The following is a 22976-nucleotide window of genomic DNA, read 5'->3' on the forward strand; positions in this document are numbered from 1 at the left end:
TCCCCAACTTTTAAAAAATCTGGAAACAACTATTGTAATTCGCTCTTTTTATATGAACATTAAAGGGATCAGAACAGAATCGTTCTAACCCCTTTAATGTTTTTTTATTTATCCAGTTTTCCTCGTTCACGATACCAGACATCTGGTTCCCAAATCCATTGGAAACCATCTCGTTCTAATAAGTCAAATGCAGCTTTTGGTCCCATTGTTCCAGCTGCATAGTTAGGAAAATCAGGTGTAGTTTTATCCCAAGAAGAACGAATGACGTCTACTAAATGCCAAGATTGTGCAACTTCATCCCAATGAGAGAAATTAGTACCATCTCCATTCAAGGCATCCAAAATAAGTTTTTCATAGGCTTCTGGACTGTTACTAACCGTTTCAGCACTATGACGGAAGTCTAATTTTACAGGCAAAGTATTAAATCCTTGGCCGACTTCTTTTCCATTTAGTGTCATCGAGAATCCTTCAGTTGGTTGAATATAAATGGTTAGTACATTTGGTGGAAGATCGCTATTTTCACATGTTCCTTCAATAGAAGGTTTGAAGACATTTACTGGAACTTGTTTAAAGACAATATTGATTCTTGTCCCTTTTTCTGTTAATCGTTTTCCAGTGCGAACATAGAAAGGAACTCCCGACCAGCGGAAATTATCAATCATAAACTTACCGGCGACAAACGTTTCAGTTTCAGAGGATTCAGAAACATTTTCCTCATGTCGATAGTCTATATAGGTTTGATTATCGAGTTGTCCGCCTCCATATTGTCCACGAACAAAGTTATTTAAAGCTTCTTTTTCATCATAGACGCGTATCGCATTTAATGCTTTGACTTTTTCTGTGCGAATTTCTTTTTCTGAGAAGGCTACAGGAGGCTCCATTGCAAGTAAAGAAACTACTTGCAGGATATGATTTTGAACCATATCTTTCAATGCACCGCTGTGTTCATAATAGCCACCACGATCTTCAACACCTAAGTTTTCTGCGAATGTAATTTGGACATTATCAATGTAGCGATTATTCCATTGAGATTCAAAAATATTGTTAGCGAATCGAATAGCAGAAATATTTTGAATCATTTCTTTTCCAAGATAGTGATCAATACGGAAAATATCTTGTTCTGGAAAGGCTAGACGAATCTGCTGATTTAATTCATAAGCTGATTGGTAGTCAGACCCAAATGGTTTTTCAATGACCAAACGATTGAATCCATTGTCTGTGATGATTTTTTGAGATTTTAAATGAGAAACAATTGTTCCAAAAAATTGTGGCGCCATCGCAAGATAATAAAGTCGATTTCCATTTAGATTGTATTGTTCGTCCAATTTATCAGCTAAATTTTTTAAAGTGTCATAATGCTCTGAGTCATTTACATTGTGTGATTGATAATAAAAATGACTAGAAAAATCTTCTGCTTCTTCGTTTGTAGGATTCAGGTCTTGAATCGTCTCGCGGACAATGTCACGATAGTACTCATCGCTCCATTCTCTACGTGCAGTACCAATCACTGCAAAATGAGTGCCTAGATTGCCTTTTTTAAAAAGGCGAAATAATGAGGGATAGAGTTTTCTTTTAGCTAAGTCGCCTGTTCCACCAAAGATGGTAAAGAGGACAGTATTTTCATTTGCCATAATTATAGCTCCTTTATAATTTATCAACAAAAATTGTGCTAGCAGCCTTGTAGCTGACTGCAATTTGTTTATCTTCATTTTCTAAAGTAATCGGACCCTCGTAGGCAGCAATATCTTTGATGATAAATTCATCATGAATATTTAAGTCAATGGAGACTAAATAATCTAATAAGTCTTTTTCATCTAAGACGCGCGCAATACGAACTTTTGTGTTCACAGGATAACCTGTGAGGGTTTCACGAAGCTTCTCGTGAATAATTTGATTTTCTTTTGGAATCATACCACCATGGGGGCAATAGGACGGATGATTGAGATATTCCTCAAGCTGTTTGGCAAGATGTGAGGAGGTTACGTGTTCTAAAACTTCTGCATCATCATGTACCTCATTCCAAGTGAAGTTCAAATGTTCCACTAAAAAAACTTCCCAAAGACGGTGCTTACGAATTAATGCGCTTGCTTTTTTTAGTCCATCCTCAGTTAATTGAGCCCCTTTGTAAGGAGAATGCTGCACAAGTCCTTCCTTCACAAGTTTTGAAATCATCTCACTCACAGAAGCTGCAGACACCCCTAGACCAGAAACAATTTGTTTATTGCTTACACTGTTTTCGTCGCCTCCGAGTTCTAAAATGAGTTTTAAATAATCTTCACGATTTGGTGTCATCTTTTGCCTTCCTTTCATGGTAGAAACCATCATGCTTAAGTGTATCAAAAAAAAGAACCTTTGACTATTTTTTAAGAAAAAAACATGAATAAAAAAAGGATTTTTCTGAAAATAGAGTAGTCTAAAGAAAAAGAGAATGAAAAGCACCTGTAAGCCCTAGAAAAAGAGAGCTACAGATGCTAACCGGTATTTAATTGTAAAGTTGATAACGCTCATCGTCAGCTTCGTCATAAAAGTAAGTCGGTTGGTCATTCTTTGTTTCAATAATTAAATGGTAGCCATATTCATCTTGAAAAACAAGACGATTCATGCTTAATTCCACAAGAATTGTTTTAGTTGGTTGCTCATCGATGACGATAGAATAATCATCTTTTACAGATAAAGTATGTAATTCCTTACTTTTATCATAAAAGCGCCATTCTCCGATAAAAAGAGAATAATCTTCAGAAGAAGAAAGAGGTCGTTTTTTTCGTAAGACAAGCGAACCAGCCAAACCAAGTAAAGAGGCGCCGATGAATAGTGATAATCTTTTTTTCAAGTTGAAGTCACTCCTTTTATTATTCCATAATATCTAACCAAAAAAGCTCACTTTATTATTATACCAAACATAGAAAGAAATACATCAGTCGAAGGTCTGAACAAGCAGTTTTTTTCTTCTATTTGTGCTAGGATATAAAAGAGGTGACCTATGAAATACACAAATGTTTGTCTTGCAAAATTTATTGAACGCCCTAATCGTTTTATTGCCCATTGTCAATTGATCGATACAGGAGAAGAAGTGATTGCTCACGTGAAAAATACCGGGAGAGGAAAAGAAGTATTTTTTCCGGGGGTTGAGGTAGCGCTTGTTTATTGTCCTAGTAAAACCAGAAAAACAGATTATGATTTGGTTGCGATTAAAAAGAAAGAAGCTTGGTTTAATATTGATAGCCAAATTCCTAATGCGCTAGCAGCTGATGGACTCCTTTCTGGTCAGATTCAACTACCTGGTATTTCGGGAGAGATTATTCACCTGAAACGAGAAAAGACCTTTAAGCATTCAAAGTTTGATATTTATATTGAAACGAATCAGTCAGAAAAAATCTTTGTTGAAGTAAAAGGAATGACGCTGGAAAATTATCAAATCGGTGCGTTTCCAGATGCTCCTAGTCTAAGAGGATTAAAACATGTTGAAGAACTGACACTTGCACAAAGGGAAGGTTATCAATGCTATGTTTTGTTTATTATTCAATTTGAAGAAGTAAAATTAGCGACTATTCATACAGATATGCAACCAGCTCTTTATACAGCTATTCAAAAGGGCAAACAAGACGGACTGCAAGTTTTAGCGTATAATTGTCATGTAACACCAGAAGAGATTCTGATAAAAAATCAGATAGAGTTTCAATTGGAATATCCTTTTGAAGATCCAAATAAAATATGATGAAATGAGGTTGAAGCAATGATAAATTTAGGAATCATTGGAACAAACTGGATTAGTGGACAATTTGTTGAAGCAGCATTATCAACTGGAGAATATGAACTTACAGCTGTCTATTCGAGAAAATTAGCGACTGCACAGGCGTTTGGTGAACCTTTCGGTGAAGTGGAGTATGCGACTGATTTGCACACGTTTTTTGGTATTCAACATATGGATACAGTCTATATTGCTTCACCCAACAGTCTACATTTTGGTCATGCAAAAGAGGCAATCTTAGCAGGAAAGAATGTTATTGTGGAAAAGCCTGCATTTTCAACACCAGAAGAAATGGATGAAATAATCAGCTTGGCAAATGAGCAGCATGTCTTTTTCTTTGAAGCCGCTCGAAACTTTCATGAGAAAGGTTTTCAAAAGGTCCGCGATTTGTTACCATTAAAAAATGAGATTTTAGGTGCAAGCTTTACCTATATGAAATATTCTTCTCGCTATGATCAAGTCTTGGATGGCGGAGAGCCAAATATCTTTTCACCACATTTTTCAGGGGGCGCGCTAATGGATTTAGGAGTTTATCTTGTCTATACAGCAGTTGCCTGGTTCGGTATGCCCAATGAAGTTCATTATTTTGCCCGAAAAGTCTCAACAGGTGTAGATGGCTTAGGCTGGGGAATTCTTCGTTATGATTTGTTTGATGTAACGATTCAACCAGGAAAAATTGGCGATTCTTATGCAACCTCTGAAGTCTATTTTGATAAAGGAACACTTGTATTAAATGGCGTAAATGCAATAGAGGATGTTGTCTATCATGACCGAAATCTGAAACAACGTGAGAAAATTGAGATACATCCTGCAGAAAACCCAATGGCTGAGGAAGCACTTAATTTTGCAAAAGTGATCTCTCATCCTACTGATTCAAAGTACGGCATACTGTACGAAGAATGGGTTGAATTGGCAAGAAATGTAAACCAAGTAATTTATGATTTAAGAAAGAGCGCAGGTATCATATTTGATGCCGATAGTAAGTAAGAAAGAGGAACCCTAATCACTATGACTGATTATCAATCAAAACTTCCAGAACCTTGGCAAAAAAAATGGCAGGATTCTGGTTTTCAAACCGCTTCATTTATTCAAGAAAAAAGTTTTTCCCCTTTGATGGGAAAAAAAGATGTCGTTGGGATTTCTCCAACAGGTTCTGGTAAAACTTTAGCCTATCTTTTACCCTTATTATTAAACGTTAAAAAGGGGGAAGCCAATCAGTTACTAATATTGACTTCTTCACAGGAACTGGCAATTCAGGTAACAGAAGTAGCCAGACAATGGGCCGTAGAGATTGGATTAAAGGTTCAACCGCTTATTGGCGGGGCAAATGTCAAAAGGCAACTAGAACGCTTAAAAACAAAGCCTGAGATAATCGTTGGGACACCAGGACGTGTGTTGGAGCTAATGAAACAAAAGAAAGTTAAAGCACATCAATTCCAAACAATTGTAATGGATGAAGCAGATCAATTGTTTCAAGAAGGAACAGAAAATTTAACTAAACAAATCTTGACGCAAGCGCCTGTCGATTATCAACTGGCATTTTTCTCAGCAACGGCAGACCGTGCACTAGAAACCATTCAATCACTAAAAAACATTAAATTTCATGTTATTGATGTGACAGAAGAAGATGATAGTCAAGGAGAAGTACGGCACGTTTTTTTACGAGTTCCAGAAAGAAAAAAAGTGGACAGCTTACGACGTCTTGCCTATGTTGACGGATTTCAAGCGTTAGTTTTCTTTAATCAAGTAGGAGAGATGGGTGCAGCAGAAGAAAAACTCGTTCATCACGGCGTAGAAGTTTCAAGCTTGGCATCAGATCAGAATAAATTGATGAGAAAAATGGCGATTCAACAATTTCGTGAAGGAAATCTTGTAGAATTGTTAACAACAGATGTTGCAGCCAGAGGATTAGACATTCCCTCACTTCCTTATATTGTAAATGCCGACATTCCAATGACGCAAGAAGGCTATATTCACCGTTCAGGTAGAGTGGGACGAATGGGAACTCCCGGTGTGGTATTAAATCTGGTGTCTCCTGGAACAATTGATGATTTAAAACGATTGGCAAAAGGGTTAGAAATTTCTTTGTCGGAAGTCTTTCTTCATGGCGGAGAACTGCACACCGAACGTCCAGTAGCTGAAGAAAGCGGACAAAACTTGCACACTAAAGCTGTGAAAAAGGAAAAAAGTCCGAAACCTATTGCACACAAGCCAACAGAACCGCAAAAAAACAGGAAAAAGAAGAAACAAAAAAATCAGAAAAACAAAGGTGCGAGGCGCAAATAAGCGCCTCTTTGTGTTACTATATAAGGGAAACGCGTTTCAAAATAGGAGGGCTTTTTGTGAATTCAAGAAAAAGCGAAATATTGAGAACTCTGGAGCAAAAAAAACAAGGGATGACTGCCGCTGAAGTTGCAGAAATCCTAGAGATTGACCGTAGCAACGCAAGTAGATACCTTAGTGAATTATTTAAAGAAAATAAAATAACTAAATCTTCAGGACGTCCAGTTGTTTATTCAATGGCTGAAGAACGTGAGAGTGAGTTTGGAGACAGCTCTACGGACGTTTCTTTTGATAATCTTGTTGGCGAGAACGATTCTTTGAAGGTAAGTATCCAGCAAGCAAAAGCGGCTATTTTGTACCCACCTAAAGGATTACACACTATTATCTTTGGTGAAACAGGGACAGGGAAATCGATGTTTGCAGAATGTATGTATCGTTTTGCTGTAGATTCAAACACGTTGGAAAAAGATGCACCTTTTGTTTCATTTAACTGTGCGGATTATGCACAAAATCCTCAGCTCTTGTTTGGACATATTTTTGGTATCCGAAAAGGAGCCTATACGGGAGCAACAGAAGATAGCTTGGGATTAATGGCCAAGGCTGATGGAGGGATTTTATTCTTAGATGAGATTCATCGTTTACCACCTGAAGGACAAGAAATGCTCTTTACCTTTATTGATAAAGGGGTTTATCGACCACTGGGAGAAAGTGAGCAGGTCTATAATGCATCTGTTCAAATTATCGGAGCGACTACCGAATCCTCAGAATCGTTTTTAACAACATTTAATCGACGAATTCCAATGTCTATTACACTCCCTAATTTGGATTCACGTTCACTTGATGAGCGCTATGAAATTATCTCATTGTTTATTAAACAAGAGGCAAACCGCTTGAATCAACGAATCGATGTAGAACGTGATGCGATTCTTGCATTTATGCTCTATGAAGCAGAAGGAAACATCGGTCAGATAAAAAGAGATTTAAAACTGGTCTGTGCTAAAGCATTTTTACATTATCGAACGCATGACGAGAAACGTTTAGTAATCTATAAAAAAGATTTATCCTTACAAGTGCAAAAAGGCTTATTAAAAGTAAAAGAGCTTCCAGATCGCTTAGATTATTTTGCGGAAGGGAAAAGTAATTATCTGACTTTTGAGCCAGGAACCGCAGATGTCGTCTGGTCTCAAGACCCTGAAAGAGATATGCAGGTATATAATGAGATAGAAGAAAAGGTTTCCTCTCTATCACAAGATGGACTAGAGAATATAGACTTGGAATCGCTTATTTCAAGGGATGTAGATGCGTATTTTCAAACCTATGTTGAAGAGCTGGCACAAAGTGAAATACACAAAGAACTATTACCAGGAGATATATGGGATTTAACGAATCAGCTTTATGATATCGCAGAAACTCGATTAGATAGAAAGTACAATGAAAAGGCGCGGTTTGCGTTTGCGCTTCATCTACAAAGCACCATTGAACGAGTAAAGGAAGGACACCTTATTGTCCACCCAGACTTAAATAATGTCCGGAAAAATTTAAAAAAAGAATTTCAAGTAGCTATCGACTTATCTAGCTTGATTGAAGAAGAAAAACAAATTGAAATCCCTTTTGATGAAATTGGCTTTATCAGTATGTTTCTTTCGATTAATGTAGGTGAAAAAGAACAGATAAAAGAAAATAATGTAGGTGTAGTAGTCTTAATGCATGGCAGTTCAACTGCTTCAAGTATGCTTGAAACAGCCCAAGAGCTGTTAGGAGTTAATTCAGGAATAGCAATGAATATGTCTTTGACGATGGAAGTACAAACAATGTACGATCAGCTACTCTATTATGTTAAGAAAAATAAAGAGAAACTAACAAATGGAGTATTACTATTAACAGACATGGGTTCACTGAATTCATTTGGGAATATGATTTATGAAGAAACCGGTATTCGCACAAAAGCAATTACAATGGCAAGTACAATGATTGTGCTTGAAGCAATCCGCATGGCAAACGTGGGTAGAAGCTTAGAAGATATTTACCAAAATATTCAGATGTCTTTTGAGAGTATTGTCCGTCAACAATTCAAAGTGATTCCACAAGACAGAGAGGAAATTAAAAAAGCAGTAATTGTGACCTGTTTTACTGGTGAAGGAGTTGCAGCAAAATTATATGAACGGATTGTTCCTGTTGTTGATGAAAGTAAAGTAGAGATTATTCAAATGCAGTTCATCGAGCGTGAGTCATTTAAAAAACATATAGATAGTCTGATGGAGGAATATGAAATCAAGGCGATAGCTGGAACAGTTGATGTAGAATATCAAAACATTCCATTTTTCTCTGCACTGGACATTTTTGATGATGAAAAGTTAAATATCCTAAAAAGAATTGCTGGAGATGAAATTCCTGTTGAAAAAATTGTCTCTTCTTTACAAGGAACAATTACTAATGTTTCTTCTTTACAAAAACTGATTCAAATTTTACAAAAAACGGTCCATCAGATTCAAACAGACATGCATGTTATTGTTGAACCGGGTGTAGATGCAGGGATTGTCATTCATTTGGCTTTCTTAATAGATGGATTAATTAATGGGGATGAAAGTCGAGTATTTCCCAACCTAACAGACTTTTCAAAAAAATATCGTTTGGAGTCTGATGTCATTCGGACGAATCTTATGGCGGTTGAAAAAGCATATCGTATCGCGATATCAGAAGATGAAATTGCCTATCTCGTACAAATGTTTATAGAAAATAAGATTAAAAGCAGTCTGGATATTACACACAAATTTAGTGTGTAACAACAAATAGTCAGTGTGCACACTATCTGTATAGACCAAAAGGGCGTGAAACCGTTCTTTTGGTCTATTTTTATTTTGGCACGCTTTTTGCATTAATATAAAGTGTAGTCAAAAATTGTAAGAGGAGTGGAGAAAAATGGCTAAAAAAACAATCATGTTAGTTTGTTCTGCAGGAATGAGCACAAGTCTATTAGTAACAAAAATGCAAAAAGCAGCTGAAGAAAAGGGAGTAGAAGCAGATATCTTTGCGGTATCAGCATCAGATGCAGATAATAATTTAGAAGCAAAAGATGTGGATGTTTTACTTTTAGGCCCACAAGTTCGTTTCATGAAAGCGCAATTTGAACAAAAACTAGCACCTAAAGGAATTCCATTGGATGTAATCAACATGCAAGATTATGGAATGATGAACGGCGAAAAAGTATTAGCACAAGCTGAAAAATTAATCGACAACAAGTAATAGTGGAAACCTGGAGGACAGAATAGTGGAAGATCAAAAGAATTTAGAAGCAATCATGGGCTTAATCATGTACGGCGGAAACGCAAAAAGCGATGCAATGGAAGCCATTGCAGCAGCAAAAAAAGGTGAATTTGAGGAAGCAGATCAAAAGATTGCAGATGCAGAAGCTTCATTAGTAGAAGCACACCATTCTCAAACTGGTTTATTGACGCAAGAAGCGCAAGGAAACCACATGGAAGTGACTCTATTAACTGTTCACAGTCAAGATCACTTAATGACAGCAATTGCTTTTACTGATTTAGCAAAAGAAATCATTGCGTTATATCGTCGTCTAGACGAAAAATAAACACCTATTCTTTTTTGAACGGAAGATTGGGAAAAGTAGTTTAAAAATTTTTGAACGGATTTTTAATTATTTTTGATATAAAGAAGCTTAGCTTCCTTATATATATACGAACTTATAGGAGGATTATAAAATGAATGCATTAACAGCTTGGTTAGAGAAGTACATCCTTCCGATCGCAGCAAAAATTGGTGCGCAAAAACATTTAGTTGCTTTGCGTGATGCTTTTATCGGAACAATGCCAGCAACAATGGCCGGCTCAGTGGCGGTTATGCTTAACGCAATTATTCGTGATTTACCACCGCAATTTGTGAAAGGATACGATGGAAATACGATTCCTGTAATCAAAGAAATCATTCAAATTAATGGGTATGTTTGGAATGGTACTTTGGCAATCGCTGGTTTAATTTTCGCCTTTTCATGGGGCTACAACTTAGCTCGTGCTTACGGTGTAAATGATTTAGCTGGTGGTATCGTATCACTATCTGCTTCAATTGCTGGAGTAACTTATTCATTCTCAGGCGCTTTAAAAGATGTTGTAGTTAGCCCTGAATTAGTTGATTCAATTAATGCAAATTCAGCAACGACTGGCTGGTCTGCAACAGCAGATCAATTGAATGTTGGTGCTTGGGGTTGGATTCCATTAAACAACATGGACAGTAACTTCTACTTTACAGCTATGATTATTGGGTTTGTTTCTACTATTATCTTTGCTAAATTAATGTTAGCTGATATTACAATCAAATTACCTGATTCAGTACCACCTGCAGTTTCAAAAGCATTCGCTGCGATTGTTCCTGCAACAGCTGCTCTTTACGCTGTGGCTGTATTCTACTGGTTATTCTCTAAAGTGGTTGACATTACCTTTATCGCTTGGTTGCAAGAAACAATTGCATTACCATTGCTAGGGTTGTCTCAAGGCTTTGGTGCAGTAGTAATTGTTACATTATTCGTACAAATTTTCTGGTTCTTCGGTATTCATGGACCTAACGTATTAGCACCAATCTTGGAAGGTGTGTTCGGCGTCGCTCAATTGAAAAACGTGAACTTATTCCAAGAAGGCGGTATGGATGCAGTATTGAAAGATGGATATAAATGGGTACGTGGTTCATGGGATGCATTTGCATGGTTCGGTGGATCTGGTGGTACAATTATCTTGATTCTTGCAATCTTGCTATTCTCTAAACGTGCAGATTTCCTAACAGTTGCTCGACTATCTGTAGGACCTGGACTATTCAATATCAACGAACCAGTTATGTTTGGTTTACCAATCGTGCTTAATGCACTATTGTTCATTCCATTCTTAGTTGCTCCAGTTGTTGCTGTAGCAATCGGCTACTTTGCAACAGACCTTGGATTAGTAAATCCAGTATCACAACAAGTGGTTTGGGTAACTCCTCCATTCTTGCTATCATTCTTAGCAACAGGAGCTGACTGGCGTGCACCAGTAGTAACCTTGGTAAGTATGCTTGCCACATTTGCTATCTGGACACCATTCGTAATTGCAGCAAATAAAGTTGATCCATCATTAGGTGAATAAAACTTTTTAGTGAAAACCGCTATCGCTTCTTGAGGTGAAGCGGTTTTCCTTTCATTTTAACTATTTGAAATATGAACTAGTTATCGTTACAATAGATATAAAGGAGGAATGATTTATGATTAGTATTGCAAGTGCGATGCAACAAGAGGCCATCAAAGAATTACTAGAAGCATATAATGAAGATGGGGTTACATTTACTTTTAAAGAAAAACAAGGAATTAAATTATTCTTTGAAACAAGTGCTGATGATAAAGATGCAGCAGCAAAGAAAGCAAAAGAGCTGATTAAAGCTGAACCTTGGGGAAGTGTACTTTTCTTCCAAGCAGCGGCGGTTTAACTAAAGATTGGACGGATGAAAATGGTTAAAAATGGTTTATTTTTATGCAGTATCGGCTTTTTGATTATTTTATACAGCCTGAATCCTAAGAACATGCAATACGACATATTAAGTATGGTTACAGGATTTACTCTTATTGGCTTGGGTGTCTTTTTCTTCATGAAAGGCAAGAAGAAAGAAGATCTTAAGAAAAAAGAGGATGGAGGGAATAAATAATGGAAATCGTGAAAAAACTAAATATTCCCGCAGAATTTTTCTTCGACAAAGTTGTGGATTCTGTGATATTTGATATCCGAAAAGCAACAGGAAAATCTGTCACAAGAAAACAATTGCGAAATTATGAGTATGTTAAGCAATTTTCAAAAGATAGTCGGGCGAGAATAAAAATAGAAAAATTCGTTGAAAACCAATCGTATCATTTTCGTACTTCAACTACGCGTAATTCCTATGTCGTACAATATGAAGTTCGTCCGATAGATGAAAAAAGCTGCGAAGTTCATTATTCTGAAACGATGGAATCATTTGGATTTATTCAAAAAGCAAATGACTTTTTGTTGGGAATAGCTTTAGGCTTTTTCAAAAAGCGTCAGTTCAAAAAGATGCTAACCATGATAGAAGAATCGTATTAAAGGGGTCTAATTTGGACGCCTTTTCTTTTTGTTTTATCAGTTAGGAGGAAAAAAGATGAGTATTGCAAAAAAATTAACAGATGATTTTATTCCACAAATGTTTGACTTGGCTAGTTATGCATTTAATTTTCAAAATCCAGAGGACTCACGTGCGCGATTTGAGTGTATGGCAGAGCATTCATGGAATTATGGCGATGTAGCAGATGGGACATTAACAAGTCAAGTAATGGCAACCCCATTTACTATAGACTTCCATGGGCAGGACTATTCGATGGCTGGCGTTGGATTTGTCGCTTCATATCCTGAATATAGAGGGCAAGGAGGGATTAATCGAACCATGACTTATCTTCTAAAAGATTTGAATGATCAAGCAATTGATTTATCTTACCTTGCGCCATTTTCATATCCTTTTTATCGTCGCTATGGCTTTGAATTATTATTTGAGCGAATCTTGTATAAGTTGCCTTCTTCTGAATGGCCCAGAGTAGGAAAAACAATTGGTAAAATGAAACGAATGAGCTATGAAGAAATAAAAAATTCAATCAGTCAAATTTATCAAGCTATGCCGATTTATCAGTGTGGAGCAGTTAAGCGTGAAGATTGGTGGCTAGATTATAAATTCAATATGAAGCCAGGAAAAAAATTTGCGCAATATGAAAATGCGGAAGGAATCGTCGAAGGCTATCTTGTTTACCGCGTAGATGGTGCGGTTTGTATAATTGAAGAGATTGGCTATTTAACACCAGAGGCTTTACGTGGAATTGTTGGGTTTATTGGATCTCACAGCGGGGTTTTTCAAGAGTTTCAATATGAATCTTCCTATACAGGGAGCAACTTAAATTATCTATTACCTAGTGCGCGATTTTCTATGAGTATACGTCCAGATATGATGGGAAGAATTGTTAATATTGAACGATTTTTAAAAAAATATCCATTTAAAAAAGGACATTCAGGAGAATTTTACTTGAAGATTACAGAAGATCCATTTGCACAATGGAATGAGGGAATCTATCATTTATCTATTTCGGATGAAGGCAAAGCCAAGGTGGAAAAGATAAATGATGAAGAGAAAGTGAATGGACCTGTTATTGAATCTACAATCCAATCAATTACTCAGCTGTTATTTGGTTATAAAAAGGCATCAGAGCTAGCTTTTTATGGACGAATAATAGCAGAATCTTCTATTTTAAATCAGTTCTCTGATTGTTTAGTCGACCAACAACCTATTTTGGAAGATTACTTCTAATTAAAAAAGAAAATAAATGATTTTGATGCGAGGCACAAAATTATTTGTTTTCTTTTTTGTTTTACAAAAATGAATCTTCCCTTTAGGGTAGAAACAAAGATATTATTTCATGAAACAAGATTGACAGTTTCCAGTCACTGATTTAGAATAATCTAGTATGTTTCTTTTTAAGTGCATGAAATAATTTGTATCAGGCTTCCTTAGTTAAATGGATATAACAAGGTCCTCCTAAGACCTAGTTGCTGGTTCGATTCCAGCAGGAAGCGTAATAGACAACTAGGTAAACTTCTCAACTTGATAGAGCAAACGGGGAGTTTTTTATTTTGGTCTAAAAATAGAAAACTCCTTGAAGGGGAATTGAGCTTGACACTACATAGATACTTATCTATATTATATATAGGTAGTCGTCTATGTAAGGAGGAAAGAAAATGAATGACGAAAATTTATCTTCTGTGCTTAAAGCCATGTCTGATCCTAATCGGATAAAAATTATTGATATACTATCACAGGGGACGATGTGTGGTTGCCATGTGTTGGAGCATTTTGAGTTTACTCAACCGACGCTTTCGCATCATATGAAGGTGTTGGAGAAGGCTGGAATTGTCTCTGTTAGTAAGAAGAGCCAGTGGCACTATTATGCATTGAACGATGAATTTGTTGAATCGTTTATGTGCTCAATGACGCAGCTTTTTAGAAAAGATAAGAACGTGTCTGAGCAAATTGCATATAAAAAGAAAATATAGAGACTTGTTGATTCAGATGTGCGGTCGAATTACTGTGTACATAAATCAAAAGCAAAGAGATGAGAGTACTTTTAGAAAAAATGATTCATTTATTTATTTGCGTAATTACGTAAAGAATAAATTTTGTTAGGGGATAGGAAAATGGCAAATGCACTTGAAATTGTTGCGTTAAAAAAAATATATGATACAGGGGTGGAGGCGCTTCGTGGAATCAATTTATCGGTTGAAGAAGGTGACTTCTATGCGCTTTTAGGCCCCAATGGAGCGGGAAAATCAACAACGATTGGAATTATTACTTCCTTAGTCAATAAAACATCTGGTCAAGTTCGAGTTTTTGATTATGACCTAGATACAGATTTAGTTCGTGCAAAACAGCAAATTGGGTTAGTACCGCAGGAGTTCAATTTTAATCCATTTGAAACAGTTCAACAAATTGTTGTAAATCAAGCGGGCTATTATGGTGTTTCACGAAAAGAAGCTTTAAAACGTAGTGAAAAATATTTAAAGCAATCGAATTTATGGGAAAAAAGAAATGTTCGTGCACGAATGCTTTCGGGTGGAATGAAAAGAAGATTGATGATTGCCAGAGCATTAATGCATGAGCCACGTCTTTTGATTCTAGATGAACCAACAGCTGGGGTAGATATCGAGCTGAGACGAGATATGTGGGCTTTTTTACAAGAACTTAACGAAAATGGAACAACAATTATTTTAACCACACATTATCTGGAAGAGGCAGAGATGCTTTGTCGAAATATTGGAATCATTCAAGCCGGAGAATTAATTGAAAATACAAGTATGAAGTCATTATTATCTAAGCTGCAGTTTGAAACCTTTATTTTTGATTTGGCTCCTTATGAGACAGCACCTGAAATTATAGGCTATAAGAGCGTTCTTGATGATGCACAGACTCTTGAGGTTGAGGTAGAACGCAATCAAGGAGTAAATGCAATTTTTGAACAGTTGACAGCTCAGGGAATTAAAGTACTTTCTATGCGGAACAAATCCAACCGTTTAGAAGAGTTATTCCTGAAAATTACTGAAGAAACGCATCATGTGGAGGATAAAAATGTTTAATTTATATATGACTGCTTTAAAAAGCTTAGCTGTAAAAGAAACGAATCGCTATTTACGAATTTGGGTGCAAACATTAGTACCACCAGTAATTACAACTTCTTTATATTTTGTTATTTTTGGAAAAATGATTGGTGGACGAATCGGTGAGATGGGCGGATTTTCTTATATGGAATTTATCGTCCCAGGGCTGATTATGATGTCTGCAATTACCAGTTCTTATGCTAATGTCTCTTCTTCCTTTTTTTCACAGAAATTCCAAAAAAACATTGAGGAGCTTTTGGTAGCTCCTGTACCTACGCACGTCATTATTTGGGGATTTGTGATTGGCGGATTGGGTCGAAGTGTACTGGTGGGGTCATTGGTGACTATCATTTCCTTGTTTTTTGTACCACTCCACGTACATTCATGGGCGATTGTCATTTTAACGCTGTTGATGACGGCCATTTTATTCTCGTTAGCAGGATTAATTAATGGTATCTTTGCTCAATCATATGATGATGTCTCGATTGTTCCTACGTTTGTCTTACAGCCGTTAACTTATCTGGGAGGCGTCTTTTATTCAATTTCTATGCTACCGCCCGTTTGGCAAGCTATTTCAAAGATTAATCCAATTGTATATATGATTTCAGGTTTTCGATTTGGCTTTTTAGGAACAACAGATGTTCCCATCTACCTATCTATTACAATTTTAGTTTTATTTATCGTTGTTCTTTATTCTGTCTGCTGGTATTTAATCAATAAAGGGAAAGGCTTAAGAAGTTAAATAGGTAACATAAGTCGATTGACACGTTAAAAAAAGAGCCGAGAGGCTCTTTTTTTAACGTGTTAGAATAATCAACTCTTTTTCTATAGTAAAGCCATTTTTTATGTAGAATGCTTCTGAAGGATATCCTTTTTCCGTGTTTAACATAATCGCGTTTAACCCTTTCTTCTCAATATCATCTGCGATGCTATTGAGAAAGAGTGAACCAATTCCTTTTCCCTGCAGATTGTAGTCGACACAAAATTCATCTATATAATATTCCATCCCTTTAATCCATGGTTTTTTCATCCCAACACTTAGTGCGACAACTTTTCCTTCAAGAAGCGCGACATAGCCTAAAAAATAGTTGTTTTTTAAATGGTTTTTATAAAAAGTGACTACTTGATCTCTTGATTCATAGACGTCGTTCCACGGTTCTTTTGTAAAAGTAGCTATGGCTAAATCTACGCACTCTTCCAAGTAGTTAGATGATAGTTCTTTGATTTGTAAGTTCACTATAAGCTCTCCTTAATGTTTAGTTAATTATATGATAACTTCCATAGTGGAGAGGTGCAAGTTTTAAATTGTCTCTGTATTTTATAATGAAGGAATAATTCAAATAGAATTAAGGAGAGTAGCTAGCTATATTCTGAATAGATGGAGATAGTAAATTTTAGGAAAGGTCTATCCTAAAAAATTGATAAGTACATACTCAAGGTTTTAATATATACAAAGAGAGAGCCATACATAACTAAAAATAGTTATGTATGGCTCTATCAGCTCTTGTACAAAACATAAAGACGGCTTTATCAGGTTCTATTATACAGCTGTAATCCAGCCTGCATTTCCTAATGGACCAATGATTAATTCACATAGTTCTGCTAATCCCATCACCAATACACCTTCCTTTATCATTATTTTTATTATATAATATTATAACATAAGTCCTGCTTTAATTGTTATGATTATGCAGTAAGAAAATGTTCGGAGGAGAACTATGCAAATTAACGGTCAGCTAATTAAAAAGAAGAGAAAACAATTGAATATGACCCAAAACCAATTAGCTAAGGGTATTTGTAAACAAGCGACGATTAGTAATATTGAAAAGAAAAATACAGCAAACAATATGCAAATCATTACAGCTATCTGTAATCGATTAGGGTTAGAGGTAAACGATATCACTGTTACGGTGCACAAGAGTCAAGTACAAGGGCTTCTAAAAAAAGTTACAAAGCTGATACGATATTATAAATATGAGGAAGCTGAAATTTTACTTAAGGATGTAGTTGAGGTGATGGATGAGCTAGAAGAACATCAGCTACAAGAAGCTTATCACTGTATCGGAGCACTTTCATTATTTAGGAATGGAAAAGATGATGTGACACTGTATAATTTATATCAATCTCTTGAACATGCGACAAATGAGGGATCAATTATTACCATACTATCCAATAATTTATTAGGTATCTATTATGCTACGAAAGGTTTTACAAAGCAGGCAGATGCTTTTTTTGAAAAATCTGTTAGACTGGCTGAATTAAGTCGCGGATACGAGCGGGAAGAAGCTTTATCTACTGTGTATTACAATATTGCTAAATATTACTCTTCCAAAAATGAATATCAAAAGGCGATAGATTATTGCGATGTTGGAATTTCTATTTGTACTGAAAATATGTCCCTGTTAGGATTAGTACATCTTGCATACGAGCGAGCATTTAATTGTAGAGCGCTCAATGAAGAGGTGGGAAGAGAGGCATATAAGTTTGCTGAACAACTAGCTGAACTGACGAAGAATACAGAAATGTTGGCAATTATTAGAGCAGATTTAAAAAAGAGTTAATTTATAATTGATTACCTGGAAAAGAAGGACTCGTTTATGTTCAAACTTGTGGTTAAAAATAGTAAAAGAAAGATTACTGGTGCTGTAGATTAGAAACTCCTTTCTAAAGAAGAGACGGAGAATCTTCTTTCCAATGAGGTTAACTAGTGGTGATAGTCCTTTATACAATCGGCTAAATAAAGTCTTGTCTAAGGGATTTTTTTATAAAGATAGGGTAGTTTAGAGAATTTTGGAGACGGATAGTTTTCATCAAAACTCTGTTCGAGTGCAAGATGATTTTTAAAGTTTTTACTTTTAGGAGTAGCATAGCTGCGAAGGATTCCTACTTAAAGACGTCTGTTTATACTAACTGCTATGAAATCATCCTATTTAGATCCTCTTTAATACGACTAAAACTGATGAGAATTGAATGATTCTAAAAAAGCGCCTATTTTTCTACTTTGTCTTAAAAAATTAGCGATTTTCCAATAAATAAAATAACTCGAAATTCATCAAATATAATTACAAAAAATGACAATCTATTTATGGAATGGCCAGAAATAATAATCTTTCTAGCTCAACTAATTATTAAAATTTTTATTAGGATTACCATTTTTTTGAAACTGATGAGTAAGCAAAATAGACTGGTATGAGTCCGGTTCAATACCGAATTCATACCAGTCAGTTGGCTAATTAATTTGTGTGCAACTTTAAGAGCGCACCTCATTTTGTCTCAACCTGTTTATCTTAAGCCCAGTCTCCATTACGAAATACAGGGACACGACTTCCGTCTTCACGGATTCCGTCAATATTCATCTTATCAGAACCAACCATGAAGTCTACGTGTGTTTGGCTTCTGTTTAGTCCTGCTTCGGTTAATTCTTCTTCACTCATTTGCGTTCCACCTTTAAGGTTAAATGCATAGGCTGAACCAAGAGCTAAGTGATTTGATGCATTTTCATCGAACAACGTATTATAAAAGATAATTCCTGATTGAGAAATTGGTGATGGGTCTGGAACAAGCGCGACTTCACCAAGATGTTTTGCCCCTTCATCAATAGCCAGGAGTTTTGCTAAAACTTCTTCTCCTTGTTCAGCGGAAAAATCAGTTACACGTCCATCTTTAAACGTAAATTTCATTCCGTTAATAGTTGTTCCTGCATAGCTTAGTGGTTTTGTACTTGAGATGTAGCCATCTACATGACGACTATCAGGAGCAGTAAACACTTCTTCAGTTGGCATATTTGCCATGAATTTTTCATTTCGCGCATTAAAGCTTCCCGCCCCTTCCCATAGATGATTTTTTGGAAGGCCAATAGTTAAATCTGTTCCAGGAGCAGTGTAGTGTAGGGCAGTAAACTGCTCTTTATTTAGCTCATCTGCTTTAGATTCTAATTTTTTATCATGTGCTTGCCATGCAGCAACAGGATCCTCGGAATAGATACGGGTGGTCTTAAAAATTTCATCCCACAGAGCATCTACTTGTTCTTCTTCAGTAGAGAGTTCCGGAAAGACTTTGTTCGCCCATTCAGTGCTGGCAGCTGCTACAACAGTCCAGCTGACTTTGTTTGCTTGTGTTGCTTTACGTAAATTCATCATTGCTTTTCCAGCTGCTGCTTGATAAGCGGCGACGCGATCAGAATCAACTCCAGCTAAAGAATCAGGGTTAGAAGAAACCACACTAATTCGGCTCGCTCCTTTTTCTATCCAGTTATCAGCTTGGTCTACTTTATATTGAGGTACTTCGGTGATTCTTGATTCATCTGCAAAGCTCAGAAATTCTTTTTGAACAAATTCATCTGTCCATTGTACTTGAACTTCAGCTGCTCCAAGTTTATATGCTTGCGCTGTAATTAAACGAGCTAAAGGTGCTTGATCAACACTAATTTGTAAAACAACCGTGTGGCCGTTTTGAACATTGACTCCTACTTCAGCAATTAAACGTGCATATTTTTCTAGATTTTCATTAAAATTTTCTAATGTCATATACGTCTCTCCTGAAAATTAATATTTTAGTAAACATGAATATGATAACATTTAACAGGAATCAGAACAAATAAAATAATTAGAATTTGACAACTAACTATGAGAATTATTAAAATTAAAGTAATCACTATTGATTTTTAACTAGAGAAAATGAAGGCGTAAAAAAAACATGTTTTTTCTAAAGAGAAAACGTGTTACAATAACCGTATAAACTTGTTGAAAGCGTTGTTGACATTGCATAAGGAGATTAAAAAATTATGGCAAGAAAAAAAACCATAACCAGAGAACAGATTTTAAAAGCTGCTCATGACGTAGTTGCTACAGAAGGTTTTTCTCGTTTTACAGCTCGTAATATTGCAAATAAGATGAAGTGCTCGACTCAACCGATTTATTTAGAATTTAAAAATATGGACGATCTAAAGCAAGAGCTGTATCGACAAATTCATCATTATTTATCAGTAGATATATTTCCAGTTGTTCGTACAGGAAAGCCGTTAATTGATTTGGCTTTAAACTATATTCATTTTGCTGTAAATGAAAGTGGTTTGTACCGAGCTTTGTATTTGGAATACACAGGTGCGGGAGAAGAAATGCAAAAATTTTCCTATGATTGCTTTTTAAGTATGGTAAAAAAAGATAGCTCCTTTGATCATTTGTCTGAAGCTGAACTTATTTCACTGCACACTGGTACATGGATTGTTGCTACGGGCGTGGCTTCACTGATGACGTCTGGTCTTATTCATTTGACAGATGAAGAGATTGAACAATTGATTCAAAATACGATTGATCATATTTTAAGTGATGATAATTTAGTAGAAGTAAATTTTTAAAAACGAAAAAAGAGGCCGGGGAACTATCCCTTGCCTCTTTTCTGGTCTCTATGCTTGCGCTTTTTCTACTAATGATTTTGCAAAAGCTTCTAAATTCTGAATGTCGTCTTCTTCAGCTGCTAAATCAACCTTTACAGATTCGGCCCCTTTAACAGCACCGATTTTTGAAAAAACTGCTTCAAAATCGTCTACTGATTTACAAAACTCATCATAAAATGTGTCGCCAGAGCCACAGACACCAAAGATTTTTCCTGATAAATCAACTTCTTGAAGATCTTCATAAAAATCAACAATTTCATCGGGTAATTCACCGTCACCATAAGTATAGGTAGCGACCACGCAAATATCTGCGTCTGTGAAATCTTCTGCATCAACTTGGGTACATTCATCAATTTCAACTTCTAAATCCATATTTTCAAACGCTTCTGCTACAATATCGGCGATTTCTTCAGTATTTCCTGTCATACTGGCATAAACAATTTTTGCTAAAGTCATGAAATTCCTCCTAATGGGTCCATTTAAATAAGTTACATTATTTCTTGGGGTTCAGCAAAAATGCTGTACTCTATGATGATTATAACAAAAGCATTTCAGAAAGAAAACCGCGGATTAAATATTACAAATTCCTCATTTGTCTAGAGACTAAATATTATGGTAAAATAGATAGGATTCGAAAAAGGAGACGAGAGAATGATTACATTAAAATCTGTACGTGAAATTGAAATGATGAGTGAATCTGGCGAAATTTTGGCGGGCGTTCATAAAAGTTTACGTTCATTTATTAAACCGGGAATAACAAGCTGGGATATTGAGCTTTTTGTAAAAAAATATATTGAAGACCATCATGCGATTGCTGCTCAAATTGGTTTTGAAGGTTATGAATATGCGACATGTATTAGTATCAATGATGAAATATGCCATGGGTTTCCGCGCAAAAAAGTGTTGAAAGATGGCGATTTGATTAAAGTTGATATGTGTGTAGACTATAAAGGGGCGATGTCTGATTCTTGTTGGGCATATGTCGTTGGAAAAAGTACACCTGAAATTGATCACTTGATGGAGGTTACAAAGAAAGCTCTGTACATCGGTATCGAACAAGCACAAGAGGGAAATCGAATTGGTGATATTGGTCATGCAATTCAAACATACGTTGAAGGAGAAAATCTTTCTGTGGTACGTGATTTTGTGGGTCATGGAATTGGTCCTACGATTCATGAAAGTCCAGCTATTCCACATTATGGAGAAGCTGGAAAAGGGCTGCGTTTAAAAGAAGGTATGGTGATTACCATTGAGCCCATGGTGAATACTGGTACTTGGAAAATGAAGATGGATCCAAATGGCTGGACAGCTTACACACAAGATGGAGGTCTTAGCTGTCAATTTGAGCATACGTTGGCGATTACAAAAGAGGGACCAAGGATTTTGACTTCTCAAGGCGAGGAAGGAACCTACTAAATTTCGAAATAAGGAGAAATCAGTATGGGGATAATAGATAAGGTAAAAGAAAATAAAAAATTACTTCGCTTTATTGAAACGACTCAAAAGAGAATCCTTGATTCTGAAATGGGTGTAACATCTGTTGTTGTTGCATACTATTTACTATTATCCATCTTTCCGTTACTCATTGCAGTAGGAAATATTTTGCCTTACCTTAAAATAGATCCAAATACAGTTTTACCCTACGTTAAAGAAGTGATGCCTAGTCAAATCTATGATTTTTTAGGCCCGGCTATACAAGATTTATTAACGCAAAGTTCGGGAGGACTATTGTCTGTGTCAGCAATTGCTGCATTGTGGTCTGCCAGTAAAAGTATTAATGCTTTACAAACGGCAATGAACAAAGCGTATGGAGTAGAGCCAAGAAAAAATTTCATCTTAGTTCGATTGTTGTCACTTGGAGTCATTGTTTTATTTATGGTTGCGATTGTTGGAGTTGTGGTAATATTTGGTTTGGGGCAAATGATTTTAAGCTCATTACAACCTATCTTTGAATTTCCAACACATATCATAGATACATTTCAAACATTAAAATGGCCCGTCGTTTCATTAGCCTTATTTTTCATTATGATGCTAATCTTTCTGATTGTCCCAAACGCGAAAGTAACAATTCGCTCGGTGATTCCAGGTGCTGTTTTTGCTACTATCGGTTGGATGCTGTTGGCACAAGTGTTTGGTATTTATGCCAATTATTTTGCTTCAAAAGTTAGTGGATATCAAATTATTGGAAGCTTCATTGTATTGATGCTATGGTTGAACTTTTCTGCAACCATTATTATTCTAGGTGGAATTATTAATGCAGTTGTTCAGGAATATCTGAGTGGCACGGAAATTGAAGCTCGTCAAAGTTTGATTAGCCAAGGAATAAAAAAATTTAAAGCTATTTTTAAATTGAAAAGATAGTTTATCAGAA

24 protein-coding genes and 1 tRNA gene are annotated in these 22976 nt (G+C 36.0%); 19 read left to right on the plus strand and 6 right to left on the minus strand.

The genetic code is table 11. From position 1 onward, the window contains the following. Positions 1-104: 104 nt before the first annotated feature. From zwf to I589_RS15115, 3 genes are all read right to left on the minus strand, one after another. Entirely contained in the window at positions 105-1631 is a 1527-nt protein-coding gene (gene zwf, locus I589_RS15105) for a glucose-6-phosphate dehydrogenase (RefSeq protein WP_010767170.1), read from the minus strand. A 13-nt stretch (positions 1632-1644) separates the two neighbouring features. After that, positions 1645-2292, minus strand: coding sequence for a transcriptional regulator EfaR (efaR, locus tag I589_RS15110; RefSeq protein ID WP_010767171.1), 648 nt, complete (start codon positions 2290-2292; stop codon positions 1645-1647). Between the two features lie 190 nt (positions 2293-2482). Beyond that, the gene (locus I589_RS15115) at positions 2483-2830 is read right to left on the minus strand and encodes a DUF4828 domain-containing protein (RefSeq protein WP_010767172.1); all 348 of its coding nucleotides are present in this window, start codon (positions 2828-2830) and stop codon (positions 2483-2485) included. Positions 2831-2980: 150 nt separating this feature from the next. On the opposite strand from I589_RS15115, the gene sfsA reads away from it, so the two are divergent. The 15 genes from sfsA (at position 2981) to I589_RS15190 (ending at position 15952) form a co-directional block, all read left to right on the plus strand. Continuing rightward, entirely contained in the window at positions 2981-3715 is a 735-nt protein-coding gene (sfsA, locus tag I589_RS15120) for a DNA/RNA nuclease SfsA (protein ID WP_010767173.1), read from the plus strand. An 18-nt stretch (positions 3716-3733) separates the two neighbouring features. Beyond that, positions 3734-4735 carry a Gfo/Idh/MocA family protein gene (locus I589_RS15125; RefSeq protein WP_010767174.1) on the plus strand — a complete coding sequence of 334 codons (1002 nt, stop codon included), beginning with the start codon at positions 3734-3736 and terminating at the stop codon, positions 4733-4735. A gap of 21 nt (positions 4736-4756) precedes the next feature. Beyond that, positions 4757-6034: a DEAD/DEAH box helicase gene (locus tag I589_RS15130; RefSeq protein ID WP_010767175.1), complete on the plus strand. Its 1278-nt coding sequence runs from the start codon at positions 4757-4759 to the stop codon at positions 6032-6034. Positions 6035-6090: 56 nt separating this feature from the next. Then, a complete protein-coding gene (locus I589_RS15135; protein ID WP_010767176.1) occupies positions 6091-8814 on the plus strand; it encodes a sigma-54-dependent transcriptional regulator in 2724 nt (907 codons plus the stop codon). Between the two features lie 136 nt (positions 8815-8950). Then, positions 8951-9274 carry a PTS sugar transporter subunit IIB gene (locus tag I589_RS15140; RefSeq protein ID WP_010767177.1) on the plus strand — a complete coding sequence of 108 codons (324 nt, stop codon included), beginning with the start codon at positions 8951-8953 and terminating at the stop codon, positions 9272-9274. Positions 9275-9299: 25 nt separating this feature from the next. Then, positions 9300-9620 (plus strand): PTS lactose/cellobiose transporter subunit IIA, encoded by a 321-nt coding sequence (locus I589_RS15145; protein ID WP_010767178.1) that lies wholly within the window; start codon positions 9300-9302, stop codon positions 9618-9620. 130 nt (positions 9621-9750) lie between these two features. Next, positions 9751-11157: a PTS sugar transporter subunit IIC gene (locus I589_RS15150; RefSeq protein ID WP_010767179.1), complete on the plus strand. Its 1407-nt coding sequence runs from the start codon at positions 9751-9753 to the stop codon at positions 11155-11157. Positions 11158-11272: 115 nt separating this feature from the next. Next, entirely contained in the window at positions 11273-11494 is a 222-nt protein-coding gene (locus tag I589_RS15155) for a hypothetical protein (RefSeq protein WP_010767180.1), read from the plus strand. A 21-nt stretch (positions 11495-11515) separates the two neighbouring features. Further along, entirely contained in the window at positions 11516-11710 is a 195-nt protein-coding gene (locus I589_RS15160; RefSeq protein ID WP_010767181.1) for a DUF3188 domain-containing protein, read from the plus strand. Further along, positions 11710-12123, plus strand: a complete 414-nt coding sequence (locus I589_RS15165) for a DUF3284 domain-containing protein (protein ID WP_010767182.1) — start codon at positions 11710-11712, stop codon at positions 12121-12123. Before I589_RS15160 ends, I589_RS15165 begins: the two co-directional genes overlap by 1 nt. A gap of 55 nt (positions 12124-12178) precedes the next feature. Beyond that, entirely contained in the window at positions 12179-13369 is a 1191-nt protein-coding gene (locus tag I589_RS15170) for a GNAT family N-acetyltransferase (RefSeq protein WP_010767183.1), read from the plus strand. A 194-nt stretch (positions 13370-13563) separates the two neighbouring features. Beyond that, positions 13564-13635 (plus strand) — tRNA-Arg (locus I589_RS15175). A 162-nt stretch (positions 13636-13797) separates the two neighbouring features. Further along, positions 13798-14112: an ArsR/SmtB family transcription factor gene (locus tag I589_RS15180; RefSeq protein WP_010767184.1), complete on the plus strand. Its 315-nt coding sequence runs from the start codon at positions 13798-13800 to the stop codon at positions 14110-14112. A 141-nt stretch (positions 14113-14253) separates the two neighbouring features. Further along, on the plus strand, positions 14254-15189 hold the full coding sequence (locus I589_RS15185; protein ID WP_010767185.1) for an ABC transporter ATP-binding protein: 936 nt from the start codon (positions 14254-14256) through the stop codon (positions 15187-15189). Beyond that, on the plus strand, positions 15182-15952 hold the full coding sequence (locus tag I589_RS15190; protein WP_010767186.1) for an ABC transporter permease: 771 nt from the start codon (positions 15182-15184) through the stop codon (positions 15950-15952). Before I589_RS15185 ends, I589_RS15190 begins: the two co-directional genes overlap by 8 nt. A gap of 54 nt (positions 15953-16006) precedes the next feature. On the opposite strand, the gene I589_RS15195 is transcribed toward I589_RS15190, so the two are convergent. Continuing rightward, positions 16007-16447 (minus strand): GNAT family N-acetyltransferase, encoded by a 441-nt coding sequence (locus I589_RS15195; RefSeq protein ID WP_010767187.1) that lies wholly within the window; start codon positions 16445-16447, stop codon positions 16007-16009. A 481-nt stretch (positions 16448-16928) separates the two neighbouring features. Between I589_RS15195 and I589_RS15200 the strand changes: the two genes are divergently transcribed. Further along, complete coding sequence (locus tag I589_RS15200; RefSeq protein ID WP_010767188.1) at positions 16929-17771, plus strand: helix-turn-helix domain-containing protein; 843 nt, start codon at positions 16929-16931, stop codon at positions 17769-17771. Between the two features lie 726 nt (positions 17772-18497). On the opposite strand, the gene I589_RS15205 is transcribed toward I589_RS15200, so the two are convergent. Next, positions 18498-19736: an aminopeptidase gene (locus tag I589_RS15205; protein ID WP_010767189.1), complete on the minus strand. Its 1239-nt coding sequence runs from the start codon at positions 19734-19736 to the stop codon at positions 18498-18500. Positions 19737-19993: 257 nt separating this feature from the next. Here I589_RS15205 and I589_RS15210 point away from each other — a divergent pair, with 257 nt between their 5' ends. Beyond that, positions 19994-20566, plus strand: coding sequence for a TetR/AcrR family transcriptional regulator (locus I589_RS15210; RefSeq protein ID WP_010767190.1), 573 nt, complete (start codon positions 19994-19996; stop codon positions 20564-20566). Between the two features lie 48 nt (positions 20567-20614). Here the strand turns inward: I589_RS15210 and I589_RS15215 are convergent, their stop codons facing one another. Then, positions 20615-21061 (minus strand): flavodoxin, encoded by a 447-nt coding sequence (locus I589_RS15215; protein ID WP_010767191.1) that lies wholly within the window; start codon positions 21059-21061, stop codon positions 20615-20617. A 195-nt stretch (positions 21062-21256) separates the two neighbouring features. Here I589_RS15215 and map point away from each other — a divergent pair, with 195 nt between their 5' ends. Next, positions 21257-22021, plus strand: coding sequence for a type I methionyl aminopeptidase (gene map, locus I589_RS15220; RefSeq protein WP_010767192.1), 765 nt, complete (start codon positions 21257-21259; stop codon positions 22019-22021). A gap of 24 nt (positions 22022-22045) precedes the next feature. After that, entirely contained in the window at positions 22046-22966 is a 921-nt protein-coding gene (locus tag I589_RS15225; protein ID WP_010767193.1) for a YihY/virulence factor BrkB family protein, read from the plus strand. Positions 22967-22976: the final 10 nt, after the last annotated feature.

The sequence above is a fragment of the Enterococcus phoeniculicola ATCC BAA-412 genome (assembly GCF_000407505.1).
GTDB lineage: Bacteria > Bacillota > Bacilli > Lactobacillales > Enterococcaceae > Enterococcus_K > Enterococcus_K phoeniculicola.

Excerpts from the sequence above, each read along its gene's own strand:
- zwf (WP_010767170.1), bottom strand. The coding sequence starts at position 1,631 with ATGGCAAATGAAAATACTGTCCTCTTTACCATCTTTGGTGGAACAGGC.
- efaR (WP_010767171.1), bottom strand. The coding sequence starts at position 2,292 with ATGACACCAAATCGTGAAGATTATTTAAAACTCATTTTAGAACTCGGA.
- sfsA (WP_010767173.1), top strand. The coding sequence starts at position 2,981 with ATGAAATACACAAATGTTTGTCTTGCAAAATTTATTGAACGCCCTAAT.
- I589_RS15125 (WP_010767174.1), top strand. The coding sequence starts at position 3,734 with ATGATAAATTTAGGAATCATTGGAACAAACTGGATTAGTGGACAATTT.
- I589_RS15130 (WP_010767175.1), top strand. The coding sequence starts at position 4,757 with ATGACTGATTATCAATCAAAACTTCCAGAACCTTGGCAAAAAAAATGG.
- I589_RS15140 (WP_010767177.1), top strand. The coding sequence starts at position 8,951 with ATGGCTAAAAAAACAATCATGTTAGTTTGTTCTGCAGGAATGAGCACA.
- I589_RS15150 (WP_010767179.1), top strand. The coding sequence starts at position 9,751 with ATGAATGCATTAACAGCTTGGTTAGAGAAGTACATCCTTCCGATCGCA.
- I589_RS15155 (WP_010767180.1), top strand. The coding sequence starts at position 11,273 with ATGATTAGTATTGCAAGTGCGATGCAACAAGAGGCCATCAAAGAATTA.
- I589_RS15160 (WP_010767181.1), top strand. The coding sequence starts at position 11,516 with ATGGTTAAAAATGGTTTATTTTTATGCAGTATCGGCTTTTTGATTATT.
- I589_RS15165 (WP_010767182.1), top strand. The coding sequence starts at position 11,710 with ATGGAAATCGTGAAAAAACTAAATATTCCCGCAGAATTTTTCTTCGAC.
- I589_RS15170 (WP_010767183.1), top strand. The coding sequence starts at position 12,179 with ATGAGTATTGCAAAAAAATTAACAGATGATTTTATTCCACAAATGTTT.
- I589_RS15180 (WP_010767184.1), top strand. The coding sequence starts at position 13,798 with ATGAATGACGAAAATTTATCTTCTGTGCTTAAAGCCATGTCTGATCCT.
- I589_RS15185 (WP_010767185.1), top strand. The coding sequence starts at position 14,254 with ATGGCAAATGCACTTGAAATTGTTGCGTTAAAAAAAATATATGATACA.
- I589_RS15190 (WP_010767186.1), top strand. The coding sequence starts at position 15,182 with ATGTTTAATTTATATATGACTGCTTTAAAAAGCTTAGCTGTAAAAGAA.
- I589_RS15200 (WP_010767188.1), top strand. The coding sequence starts at position 16,929 with ATGCAAATTAACGGTCAGCTAATTAAAAAGAAGAGAAAACAATTGAAT.
- I589_RS15205 (WP_010767189.1), bottom strand. The coding sequence starts at position 19,736 with ATGACATTAGAAAATTTTAATGAAAATCTAGAAAAATATGCACGTTTA.
- I589_RS15210 (WP_010767190.1), top strand. The coding sequence starts at position 19,994 with ATGGCAAGAAAAAAAACCATAACCAGAGAACAGATTTTAAAAGCTGCT.
- I589_RS15215 (WP_010767191.1), bottom strand. The coding sequence starts at position 21,061 with ATGACTTTAGCAAAAATTGTTTATGCCAGTATGACAGGAAATACTGAA.
- map (WP_010767192.1), top strand. The coding sequence starts at position 21,257 with ATGATTACATTAAAATCTGTACGTGAAATTGAAATGATGAGTGAATCT.
- I589_RS15225 (WP_010767193.1), top strand. The coding sequence starts at position 22,046 with ATGGGGATAATAGATAAGGTAAAAGAAAATAAAAAATTACTTCGCTTT.